Source organism: Microbacterium sp. (assembly GCF_031178445.1).
GTDB lineage: Bacteria > Actinomycetota > Actinomycetes > Actinomycetales > Microbacteriaceae > Microbacterium.
Map to the genome: position 1 here is coordinate 389,399 of NZ_JAPSIY010000001.1, position 14,647 is coordinate 404,045.

Below are 14,647 nucleotides of genomic sequence, written 5' to 3' on the forward strand. Positions count from 1 at the left end.
TCGCGCACCCGCGGCCGGCCGTAGCGTTGAGCCATGACCACGAATCCGACATCCCCGCTTCCCGCGGACGGCACACCGACCACGCCGTCGGATGCCGTCGCGACCGCGGCGGTGCCCCCGGCGCCCACCGGGGCGACGGCACCGGCATCCGGCATCACGCCGCCGCCCGCGCCGCCGGCACCCGCCCCGCCCGCGCCTCTCGCGCCATCCCCGCACGCCGCGTCCGCGCACACCGCCGATGCGCCGAAGCGTCCGCTGCGCATCGTGCTGACCATCCTGCAGCTCGCCGCGCTGGGCGCGCTGGGGGCTGCCGTGTTCGGCATCCTCACGGCGGTGCTGGGTGCCGGACTCGCCCTGCTCTTCGTCTTCGGGGTCGGCCTGTTCGTGCTGCTCGGCCTCGTCTACGGCCTGTTCGGTGTCGCCTGGTTCGAGGTGCGCCGAGTGGCGGGACTGTACGGCGACGACCTCTCCGATCTGCGGTGGCGTCCGCGCAAGCCGGGCTTCGGAGGGTGGCTCGCCGGTGTGGCCAGGCAGTCGGTCGACGGCCGCATGTGGCGCGCGCTGGTGAACTTCATCCTCGCCTGCATCGCGGGAGCCCTCGTGCTGCGCCTGTTCTGGGGCATGATCTGGTCGGCCGTGTTCGCGTTCGCCCCGCTCGGTGGCGAGGGCGAAGTCGACGGCCCGTTCGGCAATGTCATCGCCGTCGGCTGGGCTCCTGTCCTCGGCATCCTCGGCGTGCTCGCCGCGGCGGCCGGCATGGTGGGACTCGCCCTGCTGCACCGGCTGCTCAGCCGCACCCTCGTGGTGCCGAGCCGCGAGGCCGAGCTGAGCGCCCAGGTGCGAACGACCTCCGCTCAGCGTGCCGGCGCGGTGCGCGCCGCCGATCTGGAGCGCACCCGAATCGAGCGCGACCTCCACGACGGCGTTCAGCCGCGACTGGTCTCGGTCGGCATGACCCTCGGCCTCGCACAGCAGAAGATCGACACCGACCCCGCCACGGCCAAGGCGCTGATCGGCGAGGCGCACACCTCGACGAAGGCGGCGATCACTGAGCTGCGTCAGCTCGCCCGCGGCATCCACACTTCGGTTCTCGACGATCGCGGACTCGACGCTGCGCTTTCGGCGCTCGCCGGACGCTCGCACATCCCCGTGCACCTCGACGTGCGCATCGATTCCGCGACGACCGGCGCGAACGCCCGGTGCCGGGATACGGAGGCCGCGGTGTACTTCGCCATCGCGGAGTCGCTGACCAACGCCGCCAAGCATTCCAGGGCGAGCGAATGCCGCGTCGTCGTGCGCACTCGTGACGGCGCCCTGTGGGCGCGGGTCGAGGACAACGGCATGGGCGGTGCGCAGGTGCAGCCCGGCGGTGGCCTCGACGGCATCACCAATCGGGTGCTGGCGGCCGGCGGCACGTTCCGTCTCGACAGCCCGGCCGGAGGGCCGACCAGCCTGGAGGTGTTGGTGCCATGCGCATCCTGATCTGCGAGGACTCCGTGCTTCTGCGCGAGGGCCTGGTGCGTCTGCTCGAGGATGCCGGGCATCAGGTGGTCGCCGCCCTCCCCGACACCGACGAACTCAGCGAGGCCGTGGACGCCGAGGCACCCGAGCTGTGCATCCTCGATGTCCGTCTGCCGCCGACGTTCACCGATGAGGGCATCCGGTCCGCGTTGGGATTGCGGGCATCGCACCCGTCGCTTCCGCTGCTCGTGCTGTCGCAGTACGTCGAGGAGCGTTATGCGAGCGATCTGATCGCGGCGCAGGGCGGCGCGCTCGGCTATCTGCTGAAGGACCGGGTGGCCGATGTGGCTGAGTTCGTGGAGTCGGTCGAGCGCATCGCAGCCGGTGCCACGGTGCTCGACCCCGAGGTGGTCGCCCAGCTGCTCACTCGGCGCAACCGCGACGAGCGGATGCTCCGTCTCACCGAGCGCGAGCGCACCGTTCTCGCGCTGATCGCGGAGGGCAAATCCAACAGCTCGATCGCCTCGCTGCTGTTCCTCAGCGAGGCCAGCGTCGAGAAGCACATCACGGCCATCTTCCAGAAGCTCGGCCTCGAGCCCGAAGACGGCAACCGACGGGTGCTCGCAGCACTCGCGCACATCGAGAACTCCGGCGCGGCCGGAGACGCACGAGACAACCAGGGAGGCGTGCGATGAACGGCACGACGAAGAAGAGCATCACGGCGACGACGATCGCGGTCGCGGCGGTGGGTGGCCTGGTGCTGCTGGGCACCGGTGCGGCCGCGGCGAGCACGGGGCTGTACTCGATCGGTCCCCAGTCCGGTTCGACCGAGGTCGACGGCAGCGGCATCACCGAGATGGACCTCGAGGTGCGCGGCGCGGAGGTGACGGTCGAGTTCCACGACGGCGATCAGGCCGAGCTGCGCGTGGAAGGTGGTTCCTTGCGGGGGTGGTCGCTGAACCGCGACGAAGGCGAGCTCGAGGTGCGCGGCCCGAAACGTGGCTTCGACTGGTGGAACCCCGACTGGCTGCGACCGGACGAGCAGCGGGTCACCCTGCTCCTGCCCCAGTCCGCGGCCGGACTGGACGCCGACCTCAGCCTGGACGCCGGCTCCCTTCAGGTCGACGGCGAGTTCGGAGAGCTCAGCGTGGACATGAGCGCCGGTTCCCTCTCGCTCGACGGCTCCGCCCGCTCGCTGGATGCGGAGTTGAACGCGGGGCGTGCCGACATCAACTTGTCCGGCGTGACCGAGGCGTCGTACCAGGTGTCGGCGGGCCGGGTCGTCTCGGAGCTGACGGGCGACGCCCCGGATGTGGCGATCGAGGTCTCGGCGGGCGCGCTGACGCTCACCCTGCCCGAAGGCGGCTACGACCTGCGTCGCAACGTCTCGGCGGGCTCGCTCAACAGCGATCTCTCCGAAGAGCCGGGCAGCCGCCACACCATTACGGCGTCCGTGTCGGCAGGCACCGTGAACCTGCACGAGGGATGACGAGGAGGTGAGGGGTTCCCGCACGCGGGAACCCCTCACCGGCCTGGACCGGCGCTGAACTCGCGCCGCGCTCGATTCGCTTTTCGCCCATCGGATCGGGTAAAGTCTTGGAGGTTGACGGGGCTATAGCTCAGGCGGTTAGAGCGCTTCACTGATAATGAAGAGGTCCCAGGTTCAAGTCCTGGTAGCCCCACTCCGTTCGCGGAAATCCCGCGGTGTCCGCACCGTGCGGGGCCTTAGCTCAGTTGGTAGAGCGCTTGCTTTGCAAGCAAGATGTCAGGAGTTCGAATCTCCTAGGCTCCACCAGAATCGGAAGGGCCCGGGTTCATACCCGGGCCCTTCCGCTGTTCTTCCCTCGCGTTCTCGGCGGCTCGTCAGCTCCGCGAGCGCACAGCCGCGGCCAGCTGTTCGAGCACGTCCGTCGTCGCCTCCCATGACATGCACGCATCCGTGACGCTCTGTCCTCGCACCAGCCCGGCCGGACCCTGAGCCACGTCGAGCTTCTGCGCACCGGCGACGATGTTGCTCTCCAGCATCACCCCCGCGATCGCCGACCCGTCCGCAGCGACCTGCGCGGCCAGCTCGGCGGCGACCTCGGCCTGGCGCACGTGGTCCTTACCGCTGTTCGCGTGGCTCGCGTCGACGATCACGCGCGGCGTGAGACCGGCCGCGCTGAGTCGGGCGGACGCGCGCCGGACGTGCTCGGCGTCGTAGTTCGGGCCGTCGGCTCCGCCGCGCAGGATCACCGATGTGTCGGGATTGCCGGTCGTGGTCACCAAGCTCGCTCGGCCGTCGGCGTCGATCCCCAGGAACGCCTGCGGAGCCGAGGCGGCCGCGGCGGCATCAAGCGCGACCTGCAGCCCGCCGTCGGTGCCGTTCTTGAACCCGATCGGCATGGAAAGGCCGCTCGCCAGCTGGCGGTGGATCTGGCTCTCGGTCGTCCGTGCCCCGATGGCTCCCCAGGTGACGAGATCGGCGGTGTACTGCGGGCTGATCGGCTCGAGGAACTCGGTACCGCACGGCATCCCGAGAGCGGTCACGTCCCGAAGGAAGGTGCGCGCCATCCTGAGGCCCGCACCGATGTCGTGACTGCCGTCGAGGTGGGGATCGTTGATCAGGCCCTTCCAGCCCACGGTCGTGCGGGGCTTCTCGAAGTAGGCCCGCATGACGATGAGCAGCTCGTCACGGTGACGTTCGGCGGCGCGAACGAGACGGCCCGCGTACTCGAGCCCGGCAGCCGGGTCGTGGATCGAGCAGGGTCCCGTGATGACGAGCAGCCGGTCGTCCTCGCCCGCCATGATCGCCCTGACCTCATCACGCGTGCGCGCGATAAGGCGGGCGCGCTCCTCACCGAGCGGGAGCTCCTCGATGACGTCGGCCGGTGAGGGGATGCTGGTGAAGGCGGCGACATGAAGGTCAGCGGTCGACTCTGCGGCGGTGATGTGCATGGGTCCTGTCCTGATACGGGCGGACCCCGTGCAGAGCCCGCCGAAACGGCGAAGGGCAGAGCGGATGCTCTGCCCTGTCGGCTCTGAAGGTGTCGGTGCGCGCTACTCCGGCGCCGGCCCCTCCAGAGCCGACTCGAAATACGCATACCAACGGGTCATGCACTCGACCATAGCGCATGCTCCCCACGTCGTGCGCGGCATGACGCCCCCCGCTGCGGAATCCGGATTACGCTGGGGAGAGGCGGCCGGCCGGCCCGATTCATCCGGAGGTGCGCGTGGCTGACGTCATCCGGGTGGAATCGCGCGACGCCGCCGACGTCGAGCAGATCTGGCGGAAGCACGTCCCCTCGGCTCGACTGCAGCGCATCGATCCCGAGCGCTTCGCCTTCCACTGGCTCTCGGTGGGGATCAGCGGCATGACGATCATCCGCTACACGCTCACCGCCGCGGTGTACTCGGCGGTGCAGCCGGAGGGGCAGCTGCTCGCCTGCCGGGTCGCCACGCCGGAGGGATGGGTGCGGTGCGGGCGATCGGAGCTCGATGTCTCCCTGCCCTGGGCCACCGACGGAGCGCAGGTGGAAGCCCACTGGGACGTGACCGCCGACGTCACGGCGCTCCTCTTCGATCGTGCGCACGCACAGGAGCTGGCGCGCACGATCACCGGGGACGAACTGCTCACACTTCGCCTCACGGGCGCGTCTCCGCGGACCCCGATCGCGGGCCGGCACTGGAACCGCTCGTTCGAGTACATGCTCAACGCGGTCGGCCACCTCGAGGACGACCCGCTGCTCGAGGCCAGCCTCATGCGCCACGCCCTGGTCACCACACTGAGCTCGTTCCACTCGACCTTCCTCGACGCCGCGGCCAAGGACCCGCACACCGCCGGCGCGTCCACGATGCGTCGCGCAGTCTCGTACATCGACGAGAACGCGCACACGGCGATCACCGTCGACGACGTGGCGCGGGCAGTGCACATGTCGACGCGGGGGCTGCAGTACGCCTTCCGTCGTGGACTCGACACCACGCCGGCCGCGTATCTGCGCCGAGTACGACTCGATGGGGCTCACCGAGACCTGAAGAACTCGAAGTCCGACGTCACCGTCGCCGAGATCGCGCGCCGGTGGGGCTTCGGCAACACCTCGCGCTTCGGCGATCTGTATCGGCAGACCTACGGCCGCAGTCCGCGCGAGACCCTCGAACGCGACTGACCATCCGCCCGGCGAGCCCGTGCACCGGGCGCACATTCGTTGCGCCCTTTGTATCGTCGCGAGTCCCGGGGGCGGCGGAAACGGCCGGTATGGCCTACGGTCTAGCAGTATGGGATCCCTCTTCTACGGCGACGCCACGGACGCGATCACGATCGACGACCGTACGCTCGCCCACCTCAAGGTCGTGATCGCGACCAAGCTGCGCCGCAACGAGAGCTTCACGCTGTCGTGGCGGCACCCCGAGGGTGAGGATTCCGGGCGCTCCACGCTGTGGCTGCACCCCTCGATCCCGCTCCGGTTCGTGTTCGAGGAGCCGGTGGCGCCCACGCTCAGCCAGCAGTGGCTCGCAGAACTCTCCACCTCCGCGAACACCAGCGGCGGCATCCTGCTCACGGAGGAGCACATCGATCCCTCCGAGGACGGCGAGAATGACGACACCCCACCCGGCGGGGTCCGGGCGGCCTGAGAGCCGGAGCGGTCCTCGACGAGACGTCAGGACGCGGCTCTGCGCACCAGCTCCGCGAGGAAGGCGAGGTCCTTCTCGCCGAGCTTCGTCACCGCGAACGACGTCGGCCAGACGTTGCCGTCATTGAGGTTCGAGATCGTCTCGAAGCCGAACGTCGCGTAGCGAACCTTGAACTTCGACGCGGGCTGGAAGAAGCACAGGACCTTGCCGTCCTTACCCCATGCCGGCATGCCGTAGTACGTGCGCGGGATGAGGTGCGGGGCGTTCTCGGTGACCAGCTTGTGCAGCGCCTCTCCGATCTCGCGGTCGTCACCAGAGAGCTCGGCGAGCTTGCCGAGCAGTTCGGCCTCACCTTCCCGGCGCACCGTCTCGGGATCCTTCTTCGCACGCGAGCGCGCCGTGCGCTTCTCGCTCGCCGCCGCCTTCATCGCCTCACGCTCTTCAGCCGTGAAGTTCGCGGTCTCTCCTGCCTTCGCCATGTCGGCCTCCTTCTTGTCTGTGATCACAGTACGAGCGGTCGCCGCCGGTGCGCTTCTCGATTCCTGACCGGATGCCGGCAAGCGGGCGCACACTACTGTGGACGCATGGATCTCCGCGTCGCCGCCTACGCGGTCGTCACCGATGACGACGGCCGGGTCCTGCTGGCGCGGTGGACCGAGGGCAGGCGCGTCGCCTGGACCATGCCCGGCGGCGGTCTCGAGTCCGGAGAGGATCCTGAGCAGACGGTGCGGCGAGAGCTGCGCGAGGAGACCGGATTCCGCATCGAGACGACGGAGTTGCTCGGCATCCACTCCCGGGTCATCCCCGGCTCGCAGCGGGTGCGCAAGGCCGGCGTGCCGTTACACACGCTGCGCATCGTGTATCGCGCGCGCATCACCGGCGGCACTCTGCGCTTCGAGCAGAACGGCTCGACCGATATGGCCGGCTGGTTCAGTCTCGCCGAGATCGCCGACCTGCATCGGGTCAAGCTCGTCGACATCGCCCTGCGGATGGCAGGAATCATCTGACGGTCGGGCCAGGATGGAGAGATGGCCGAAATCCTCTCCCCCGTGACCTCCGTCCGCAACGTCCGCCCGTGGGGCGGAGCGCTCAGCGACATCGTCATCGACGGTGACACGATCGCGCAGGTCGCTCCGGCCTCGGGCGCTCTCCTCGCGGACGGAGAGGTCGACGGCCGCGGCATGCTCGCCATTCCCGGCCTCGTCAACACACATGCGCACGTCGACAAATCGTGGTGGGGCCACCCGTGGCAGTCGTACGGCGGCGAGGGCGGCACCGAAGGGCGCATCCGACATGAGCGCGCACGCCGTGACGAGCTCGGCATCCCCGGCCTGGAGGTGACGTCTCGCGTGCTGGGGGAGTTCGTCAGACACGGCACCACAGCGGTGCGCACGCACGTCGATGTGGACCTCGGCCTGGGCCTGCGTGGCATCGAGATCGTGCGCGAGGCCGTCGCCGCTTACGGCGGAGCACTGTCGTGCGAGATCGTCGCGTTCCCGCAGGACGGCGTGCTGCGCCGGCCCGGTGTGCTCCAGCTGCTCGCGAAGGCCGCCCGGGCCGGTGCGGACCACATCGGCGGGCTCGACCCGGCCGGCATCGACCGAGACCCCGTGGGCCAGATCGACGCGATCTTCGCGATCGCCGCCGAGCACGGATGCGGCATCGACATCCATCTGCACGACGGTGGCTCGTTGGGCGCGTTCCAGTTCGAGCTGATCATCGATCGCACGCGCAGACTAGGACTGCAGGGCAGGGTCAACATCGCGCACGGCTTCGCGATCGTGCAGGTCGAGCCCGAGCGCCGACGGGATCTGCTGCAGCAGATGGCCGAACTCGACATCACGATGACCACGGTCGCTCCGCTGCGCATGCCGCAGCTGAACCCGCACGAGTTCGCAGAGGCGGGCGTGCGCTACGGGTTCGGCACCGACGGCATCCGCGACCTGTGGAGCCCGTACGGCACCGGCGACCTGATGGGCATCGCCTGGCAGTACGCGCGCAGTTCGGGCGTCGTGCGCGATGAGGATCTTCTTCGAGTGGTGGAGTCGGCGACGTCGCGGGCGGCCCCTTTCGCGGGCGTCGAGCGCAACGACCTGACCGTCGGCTCGCGCGCCGACATCGTTATCATCGACGCCGAGAACCCGATGGATGCGTTGGTGCGCACTCCCCCTCGCGAGGCGACGATCGGCGGTGGACGTATCCTCTTCCAGCGCTGAGCGCGAGGGTCAGCCGCGCGGCTTCTCGGGCTCCGAGATGTCGGCCACCGTCGCCCCGTAGGCGCGGATCAGGTCGTCGGCCTCGACGAACAGGCTGTAGCCGTGCGAGCCCGCACCCATGGCGATGCGCCGACCGGCGATGGTTTCGTCGGCGTACACGGGCCAGTCGGTGGTGCTGCCGATGGGCACGATCGTGCCTCGCTCGTAGCCGGTCGCGGCCAGCGCCAGCTCGGGCTCCGGCAGGCGCAGCCTGTTCGCACCGACCAGCGCGCGCAGCTTGGGCCAGGAGATCGACCGGCCACCGGGCACGAGGGCGAACAGATAGGAGTCGTCGGAGCGCTTCACGACCAGCGTCTTGACGATGTCGGAGGGTTCGAGGCCGAGCAGCGCCGCAGCCTCGTGCAGGCTTCGCGCGACGGGACGCTCGCGGATCTCGATCTCGAGACCGCGAGCGGATGCCGCCGCGCGAACCCGCTCGTGCGGGTCGCTCACGTTCAGGCGTTCGGCGCCGACAGCGGGTCGTCCGCGACCCAGAGCTCGTCGTCGGCGCGCAGCGCCTGCCAGGCTGCGGCGATCACGCCGATCGCCGCAGCGGCGCCGAGTACGATCGCGACGACGGAGCCGAGACCCATGCTCTTCTTCTTGGGTGCTGCCTTGTGGACCAGACCGTGACGCTTCGCGTTCGCCACATCCCAGGCCGACAGCGCCGTGCCGACGACGCCGCCCACGATCGGCACGACCTTGTCGTCGACGACGTGCTTGCCGATCTTGATGCCGCGGTCGACCGTCGGGGCCACTCGCCTGCTGTAGGCGTCCTGCACGACGGGGACCACCTGCTCACGATTGAAGTGGCCGAGCTGGCGACCGGCCTCGCGTGCGATGTCGGCGGCGTGGCCGACGATCACCTGCTGCGCCTCCCACAGCTGTCCGGCATCGTTCTGAAGCTTGCGCAGTTCCTTCTTGCGCTTGCGGCTGAGATTCACGTTGCTCTCCCGTCGGTCGGAGTCCGATCGTGATCATCTTGCCAGACGAGACTGGATGGCAGCAGTGACCTGGCGCCGCCTTTCGTTGTGTGCGAACATACGCGTCCCGTGCAGTATCGCTCTGCGAGAATGTCAGCATGCCTCACGCTTCCCACGTCGCAACTCTGCACACCAACCACGGTGACATCGTCATCAACCTGTTCGGCGACCACGCCCCGAACACTGTCGCGAACTTCGTCGGCCTCGCCGACGGCTCGAAGGACTGGACCGATCCCGCCACCGGCAAGCCGGGCCAGGGTCCGCTCTACAAGGACGTCATCTTCCACCGCATCATCCCCAACTTCATGATCCAGGGCGGTGACCCGCTCGGACAGGGTGTCGGCGGCCCCGGCTACAACTTCAACGACGAGATCCACCCCGAACTGAACTTCAACGAGCCCTACATCCTCGCGATGGCGAATGCCGGCCTGCGCCGCAACGCCATCACGGGCCAGCTCGAGGGCACCAACGGCTCGCAGTTCTTCATCACGACCGACCCGACCCCGTGGCTGCAGGGCAAGCACACCATCTTCGGCGAGGTGGCCGATGACGCGTCCAGGGCCGTCGTCGACGCCATCTCCGCTGTTCCGACCGCCGCGGGCGACCGTCCCGTCGAGCCGGTCGTGCTGCAGTCGGTCGATATCGTCGCCGCCTGAACGACCCACTCCCCTGACGGGCGCCTGAGCGGCGTCCGAGAGAGCACGAGCCGATCCGGATGACGACACCTGAGTTCACGAGTAATCGCGACAACTTCTGCTACCGCCATCCGGATCGGCAGAGCTTCGTGCTCTGCCAGCGCTGCATGCGCACGATCTGCCCCGAGTGCCAGACACAGGGGCCCGTCGGGGTGATCTGCCCCGAATGCATGAAGGCGCAGCGTAAGGGTGAGACCACTGCGCAACGCCGCGCCCGTCGTTCCTGGGCCGGTGGCACGATGGCCATCACCCGCGGTGGACGGCCGATCGTCACGCTCGGGATCATCCTCATCACATCGATCATCAGCCTGCTGCAGATGGTGCCGAACATCGGCGGCGGCATCGGTCTCACCCTGCGGTTCGCAGCCGCGTATCTCTACCCCGAGCTGTCGGGCGCCCCGTTCGAGCCGTGGCGTCTGCTGACGACCGCGCTGGTGCACGGCGGCTTCATCCACCTCGCACTGAACATGTTCGCGCTCTGGATGATCGGCCAGAGCCTCGAGCCCATGCTGGGACGGATCCGCTTCCTCACCCTCTACGTGGTCAGCGCCATCGGCGGATCGATCGCGGTCGCCGTGCTCAATCCGGGCGCCGCCACCGTGGGCGCCTCCGGCGCTGTGTTCGGGCTCATGGCCGCGCTCCTGATCATCGGACGCCACATCGGCGCGAACGTCACCGGCATCCTGGTCGTGCTCGGCATCAACTTCGTTTTCGGCTTCATCGTCGGCGGCATCGCGTGGGAGGCGCACCTCGGCGGCGCGATCGTCGGCGCGGCTGTGGCGTTCATCTACACCCGCACCCGCCGCCGCGAGCAGCGCACGCTGCAGATCATGCTGCTGGTCGCGCTGGTGCTGCTGTTGACGGCGATCACGATCATCGTCCCGCCGGCGCTGATTTTGGCCTGATCGCACCTTGTTAACAGGGTTCTCCACCCCTGTGAATAACATCCGTGTGATTCTCCCCACCCTGTGGACAACTCTGTGGAGAACCCGCCCGCCACAGAAGAAGGCCCCCCGCAACAGCGAGAGGCCTTCAGAGAGAGGATGCCGGCGTTCAGCGCCAGCGCGTGGTCATGAGGAATCCGATCAGTGCGATGCCCAGCCCGATCGCCAGGTTCCATGCGTCGATGCCGGGGATCGGGTACTGCGAACCCGAGATGTAGTAGACCAGGATCCAGACCAGGCCGAGCAGCATGAAGCCGACCATGACGGGCTTGAACCACACGGCATTGGGGGCGGCGTCGTCGACGCCCTCCGGGCGGTCGACGGGCTCTTCGGGTACGCGAGATCGTGCCATGAGCTTCAGTGTAGCCGGGGACAATAGACTTCCCCTCATGCACGCCGACACAGCGATCCGCCGTGCGCCGCGACGGAAGAAGCCGCGGTCGCGCGCGACCGTCACCAGCGTGCTCGGCGAGCTGCTGCTCACAGCCGGGGTGGTCGTGATGCTGTTCGTGGCCTGGCAGCTGTGGATCGGCGACATCATCATCGGCGCGCAGAACAACGAGAAGGGCGCCGAGCTCTCGCAGCAGTGGGCTCAGGCACCGGCGACCGAACCGCCGCCGCTTGCGACCACCGAGGACGGCGCCACCGAGTACACCTTGCCTGTGCTCGAGCATCCCGCCGACGCCGAGATCTTCGCGAACATGCTCATCCCCCGCTTCGGCGACGACTACAACGTCAACATCGCCGGCGGCACCAGCCGTGCGCGCACGCTCGACAAGCTCGGCATCGGCCTCTACACCCAGTCGAAGATGCCCGGTGAGATCGGCAACCTCTCACTCGCAGGGCATCGCACCACGTGGGGCAGGCCGTTCAACAAGATCGACAAGCTCAAGCTGAACGACGCGATCGTGATCGAGACCCCCGAGGGCTGGTTCACGTACCGCTTCCGCACGCTCGAGTACGTCACCCCGACCCAGGCCGACGTGCTGCTCGACGTGCCGCAGATGCCCGAGATGCAGGCCACCGAGCGATACATCACCCTCACCGCGTGCTCCCCGCTCTACTCGCTGGCCGAGCGCATTGTCGCGTACGGCGTGTTCGAGGGGTTCCAGCCGCGGTCCGAGGGTCCCCCGGACTCCCTCGCCCCCATCGAAGTCGCACGTCCCTCACTCTAGGAGCCCCGTATGTACGCAGCCCTCTGGCGTCTGCTGCCCGGCCCGTGGTGGGTGCGGGTGATCATCCTGCTCGCTCTGGCTTCGGTCGTGCTGTACGCGCTGTTCTTCTACGTGTTCCCCTGGGTGAGCCCGCTCATCGCTCCCGGCGAGGTCGACCTGGAATGAGCATCCGCGTGCTCGTGGTCGACAACCACGACAGCTTCGTGCACACACTGATCGCCTACCTGCACGAGCTCGGCGCCGAGGTGACGATGATCGAGGCCGACGCCATCGACGCGGTCTCGTTCGACGAGGCGGCGTCGCGCCACGACGCCGTGATGATCTCCCCCGGTCCCGGTGCCCCGGCAGATGCCGGCGCATCCGTCGCGGTGGTGAGGCTCGCGGCCGGCAAGCGGATGCCGCTGCTCGGCGTCTGCCTCGGTCACCAGGCGATCGGCGAGGCATTCGGGGCGGTGGTCACCAATGCGCCGGAGCTCATGCACGGCATGGTGTCGCAGGTCGAGCATGACGGCTCGACGCTGTTCGACTGCATTCCCTCTCCGTTCGCCGCCGGCCGCTACCACTCGCTCGCTATCGACGACGCGACGGTTCCGCCGGAGCTGATCGTCACCGCCCGGGCCGAGCACGGCACGATCATGGCCGTCTCCCACCGCGAGCTGCCGATCCTGGGCGTGCAGTTCCACCCCGAAAGCGTGCTCACCGAGGGCGGCCATCGCCTGCTGGCGAACTGGCTTGCGGGCGTGCGACAGGCGGATGCGGGTCAGCCGGCGACGCAGTAGCGCAGCTCGACCGCGGAGCGGATCTTCACCTCGCCGGGAGCGACTGACATCGAGATCACCGCGTTCGGCACCTGACCCTCGGTGCAGGCACCCAGTTCGGCCGGTGTCGCCGTCAGCCCGAGGCTCTCGAGCTGCTTGGTGGCGGCATCCATCGTCCATCCGGTCATGTCCTCGACCGTGACCCTGCCGTTCGCGACCACCAGATTCACGACCGTGCCAGGTGCGACCTCCGACTCCGCCTCCGCGCTGGCCTGCAGCACGGTTCCGGCCGCGGCATCCGGATCGTTCTCCTGACGCACTGTGCCGAGCTCGAGTCTGGCGTCTTCGATCGCGTTTCTCGCGGCTTCCTGCGACAGGCCTTCCAGCACAGGCACGGTGACGGTGTTGGCGCCGGTGGAGACGTAGACGATCACCGACTCGCCCTTCGATACCTTCGCACCGGTGCCGGGCGTCGAGCGGATCACGTGATCCTCCTCGAAGTCGGCACTGGTCTCCTCGCGCAGGTCTACGGAAAGACCGAGGTCCTCGAGTTCCTCCTTCGCGGCGCTCTCGGTCATGTTCACCAGGTTGGGGACGGTGATCGAGGTCGTGGGGGTGTCCGGCGGGCGCATCGCGATGGTGACCACCCAGAACAGCACCGAGATCAGCAGAACCGCGAGCAGCGCGACCCCGGCCCAGATCCAGGCGACCGGGGGCCCGGACTGCGTGCGCGTCATCGTGGTATCGGTGCTCAGCTGGCGCAGGGATCGCGCGGTCTCCTGCGCGTGCCGAGGGTTGGGTCCGTAGAGTTCGCTGGTGAGCGCACCGATCTGCTTCTTGCTGGGCGCATGTCCGGCGGTCGCTCCGGCGAGGGCGGTGCGGAAACTCGCCGAATCCGGGAAGCGCTGGTACGGGTCCTTCGCGAGAGCGCGCAGCACGATCGCATCGAGCGAACGGGGAAGCTCCTCCTCGATCTCGCTCGGCGGCACAGGCGTCTCGCTGACGTGCTGGTAGGCGACGGCCACCGGCGAATCCCCGCGGAACGGCGTGCGCCCCGTGAGCATCTCGTACAGCACCACTCCGGTGGAGTACAGGTCGGTGCGCGCGTCGACCGATTCGCCCTTCGCCTGCTCGGGCGAGAAGTATGCGGCCGTTCCGATGATCTGCGTCGTCTCGGCGACCGTAGACGACGAGTCCGACACCGCACGCGCGATGCCGAAGTCCATCACCTTCACCGCGCCCTTGTCGGTGATCATCACGTTGCCTGGCTTGATGTCGCGGTGCACGACGCCGGCGCGGTGCGAGTAGTCCAGCGCCTCGAGGATGCCGTCGGTGTAGCGCACCGCGTCGTCCACCGGAACCGGGCCCTGTGCGATGACGTCTTTCAGCAGGGTGCCGTGCACGAGCTCCATCACGATGTACGGCTCATCGCCCTCGCCGACGCTCGATGCCGCAGTGCCGGCGGCAGGGTCGCCGGCGTCGAAGACGCGCACGATAGACGGATGCGACATGCGCGACGCCGCCTGCGCCTCGAGGCGGAACCGGGTGCGGAACGTCGTGTCGCGGGCCAGCTCGGGGTCGAGGATCTTGATCGCGACTTCGCGCCCGAGCGTCAGGTCGTAACCGCGGTGCACCTTCGCCATGCCGCCCTGGCCGATGACCTCATCGACGCGGTAACGGCCCGCGAGAATGCGCGGCTCTGTCGACACGTTCCCTCCCCCTGGAAAAGCAGCTCTGTGGTGTTCTGCCAGGTTACCCGGCCCTT

General features: G+C 68.5%; 18 protein-coding genes and 2 tRNA genes. 14 read left to right on the top strand and 6 right to left on the bottom strand.

Going from position 1 to position 14,647, the window contains the following annotated elements:
• The first annotated feature begins 33 nt into the window (after positions 1–33).
• The 5 genes from RIN43_RS01840 to RIN43_RS01860 all read left to right on the top strand — a co-directional run bounded on the left by RIN43_RS01840 (position 34) and on the right by RIN43_RS01860 (position 3,256).
• Positions 34–1,482: a sensor histidine kinase gene (locus RIN43_RS01840; protein WP_309127163.1), complete on the top strand. Its 1,449-nt coding sequence runs from the start codon at positions 34–36 to the stop codon at positions 1,480–1,482.
• Positions 1,470–2,156 (top strand): response regulator transcription factor, encoded by a 687-nt coding sequence (locus tag RIN43_RS01845; protein ID WP_309127164.1) that lies wholly within the window; start codon positions 1,470–1,472, stop codon positions 2,154–2,156. The genes RIN43_RS01840 and RIN43_RS01845 overlap by 13 nt, the downstream gene beginning before the upstream one ends.
• Positions 2,153–2,950, top strand: a complete 798-nt coding sequence (locus RIN43_RS01850; RefSeq protein WP_309127165.1) for a DUF4097 family beta strand repeat-containing protein — start codon at positions 2,153–2,155, stop codon at positions 2,948–2,950. Before RIN43_RS01845 ends, RIN43_RS01850 begins: the two co-directional genes overlap by 4 nt.
• A gap of 119 nt (positions 2,951–3,069) precedes the next feature.
• Positions 3,070–3,143 (top strand) — tRNA-Ile (locus RIN43_RS01855).
• Between the two features lie 37 nt (positions 3,144–3,180).
• Positions 3,181–3,256: transfer RNA gene (locus tag RIN43_RS01860), tRNA-Ala, on the top strand.
• A 68-nt stretch (positions 3,257–3,324) separates the two neighbouring features.
• Here the strand turns inward: RIN43_RS01860 and RIN43_RS01865 are convergent.
• On the bottom strand, positions 3,325–4,398 hold the full coding sequence (locus RIN43_RS01865; RefSeq protein ID WP_309127166.1) for a 3-deoxy-7-phosphoheptulonate synthase: 1,074 nt from the start codon (positions 4,396–4,398) through the stop codon (positions 3,325–3,327).
• A 275-nt stretch (positions 4,399–4,673) separates the two neighbouring features.
• Between RIN43_RS01865 and RIN43_RS01870 the strand changes: the two genes are divergently transcribed.
• Both RIN43_RS01870 and RIN43_RS01875 read left to right on the top strand, forming a co-directional pair.
• Positions 4,674–5,606, top strand: a complete 933-nt coding sequence (locus tag RIN43_RS01870) for an AraC family transcriptional regulator (protein WP_309127167.1) — start codon at positions 4,674–4,676, stop codon at positions 5,604–5,606.
• A gap of 109 nt (positions 5,607–5,715) precedes the next feature.
• A complete protein-coding gene (locus RIN43_RS01875; protein WP_309127168.1) occupies positions 5,716–6,072 on the top strand; it encodes a hypothetical protein in 357 nt (118 codons plus the stop codon).
• 26 nt (positions 6,073–6,098) lie between these two features.
• Here the strand turns inward: RIN43_RS01875 and RIN43_RS01880 are convergent, their stop codons facing one another.
• The gene (locus RIN43_RS01880) at positions 6,099–6,551 is read right to left on the bottom strand and encodes a DUF1801 domain-containing protein (RefSeq protein ID WP_309127169.1); all 453 of its coding nucleotides are present in this window, start codon (positions 6,549–6,551) and stop codon (positions 6,099–6,101) included.
• A 105-nt stretch (positions 6,552–6,656) separates the two neighbouring features.
• Here RIN43_RS01880 and RIN43_RS01885 point away from each other — a divergent pair, with 105 nt between their 5' ends.
• Together RIN43_RS01885 and RIN43_RS01890 are read left to right on the top strand one after the other, a co-directional pair.
• Complete coding sequence (locus tag RIN43_RS01885) at positions 6,657–7,079, top strand: NUDIX domain-containing protein (protein WP_309127170.1); 423 nt, start codon at positions 6,657–6,659, stop codon at positions 7,077–7,079.
• A 21-nt stretch (positions 7,080–7,100) separates the two neighbouring features.
• Positions 7,101–8,288, top strand: coding sequence for an amidohydrolase family protein (locus RIN43_RS01890; RefSeq protein ID WP_309127171.1), 1,188 nt, complete (start codon positions 7,101–7,103; stop codon positions 8,286–8,288).
• Positions 8,289–8,297: 9 nt separating this feature from the next.
• Here RIN43_RS01890 and RIN43_RS01895 read toward each other — a convergent pair whose 3' ends face one another.
• Together RIN43_RS01895 and RIN43_RS01900 are read right to left on the bottom strand one after the other, a co-directional pair.
• A complete protein-coding gene (locus RIN43_RS01895) occupies positions 8,298–8,780 on the bottom strand; it encodes a YbaK/EbsC family protein (RefSeq protein WP_309127172.1) in 483 nt (160 codons plus the stop codon).
• Positions 8,781–8,782: 2 nt separating this feature from the next.
• Positions 8,783–9,271 (bottom strand): DNA helicase, encoded by a 489-nt coding sequence (locus RIN43_RS01900; protein WP_309127173.1) that lies wholly within the window; start codon positions 9,269–9,271, stop codon positions 8,783–8,785.
• A 137-nt stretch (positions 9,272–9,408) separates the two neighbouring features.
• On the opposite strand from RIN43_RS01900, the gene RIN43_RS01905 reads away from it, so the two are divergent.
• Together RIN43_RS01905 and RIN43_RS01910 are read left to right on the top strand one after the other, a co-directional pair.
• Complete coding sequence (locus tag RIN43_RS01905; RefSeq protein WP_309127174.1) at positions 9,409–9,966, top strand: peptidylprolyl isomerase; 558 nt, start codon at positions 9,409–9,411, stop codon at positions 9,964–9,966.
• A gap of 59 nt (positions 9,967–10,025) precedes the next feature.
• Positions 10,026–10,910, top strand: a complete 885-nt coding sequence (locus RIN43_RS01910; protein WP_309127175.1) for a rhomboid family intramembrane serine protease — start codon at positions 10,026–10,028, stop codon at positions 10,908–10,910.
• Positions 10,911–11,058: 148 nt separating this feature from the next.
• Here the strand turns inward: RIN43_RS01910 and RIN43_RS01915 are convergent, their stop codons facing one another.
• Positions 11,059–11,301, bottom strand: coding sequence for a cell division protein CrgA (locus tag RIN43_RS01915; RefSeq protein WP_309127176.1), 243 nt, complete (start codon positions 11,299–11,301; stop codon positions 11,059–11,061).
• Positions 11,302–11,338: 37 nt separating this feature from the next.
• Between RIN43_RS01915 and RIN43_RS01920 the strand changes: the two genes are divergently transcribed.
• The 3 genes from RIN43_RS01920 to RIN43_RS01930 are packed head-to-tail and all read left to right on the top strand — an operon-like array spanning position 11,339 to position 12,903.
• Positions 11,339–12,124 (top strand): class E sortase, encoded by a 786-nt coding sequence (locus RIN43_RS01920; protein ID WP_309127177.1) that lies wholly within the window; start codon positions 11,339–11,341, stop codon positions 12,122–12,124.
• Positions 12,125–12,133: 9 nt separating this feature from the next.
• Positions 12,134–12,289 (top strand): hypothetical protein, encoded by a 156-nt coding sequence (locus RIN43_RS01925; protein ID WP_309127178.1) that lies wholly within the window; start codon positions 12,134–12,136, stop codon positions 12,287–12,289.
• Entirely contained in the window at positions 12,286–12,903 is a 618-nt protein-coding gene (locus RIN43_RS01930; RefSeq protein WP_309127179.1) for an aminodeoxychorismate/anthranilate synthase component II, read from the top strand. The genes RIN43_RS01925 and RIN43_RS01930 overlap by 4 nt, the downstream gene beginning before the upstream one ends.
• Here RIN43_RS01930 and pknB read toward each other — a convergent pair.
• Entirely contained in the window at positions 12,885–14,591 is a 1,707-nt protein-coding gene (gene pknB / locus RIN43_RS01935; RefSeq protein ID WP_309127180.1) for a Stk1 family PASTA domain-containing Ser/Thr kinase, read from the bottom strand. The two genes, RIN43_RS01930 and pknB, sit on opposite strands and share 19 nt — an antisense overlap.
• Between the last annotated feature and the right edge of the window lie 56 nt (positions 14,592–14,647).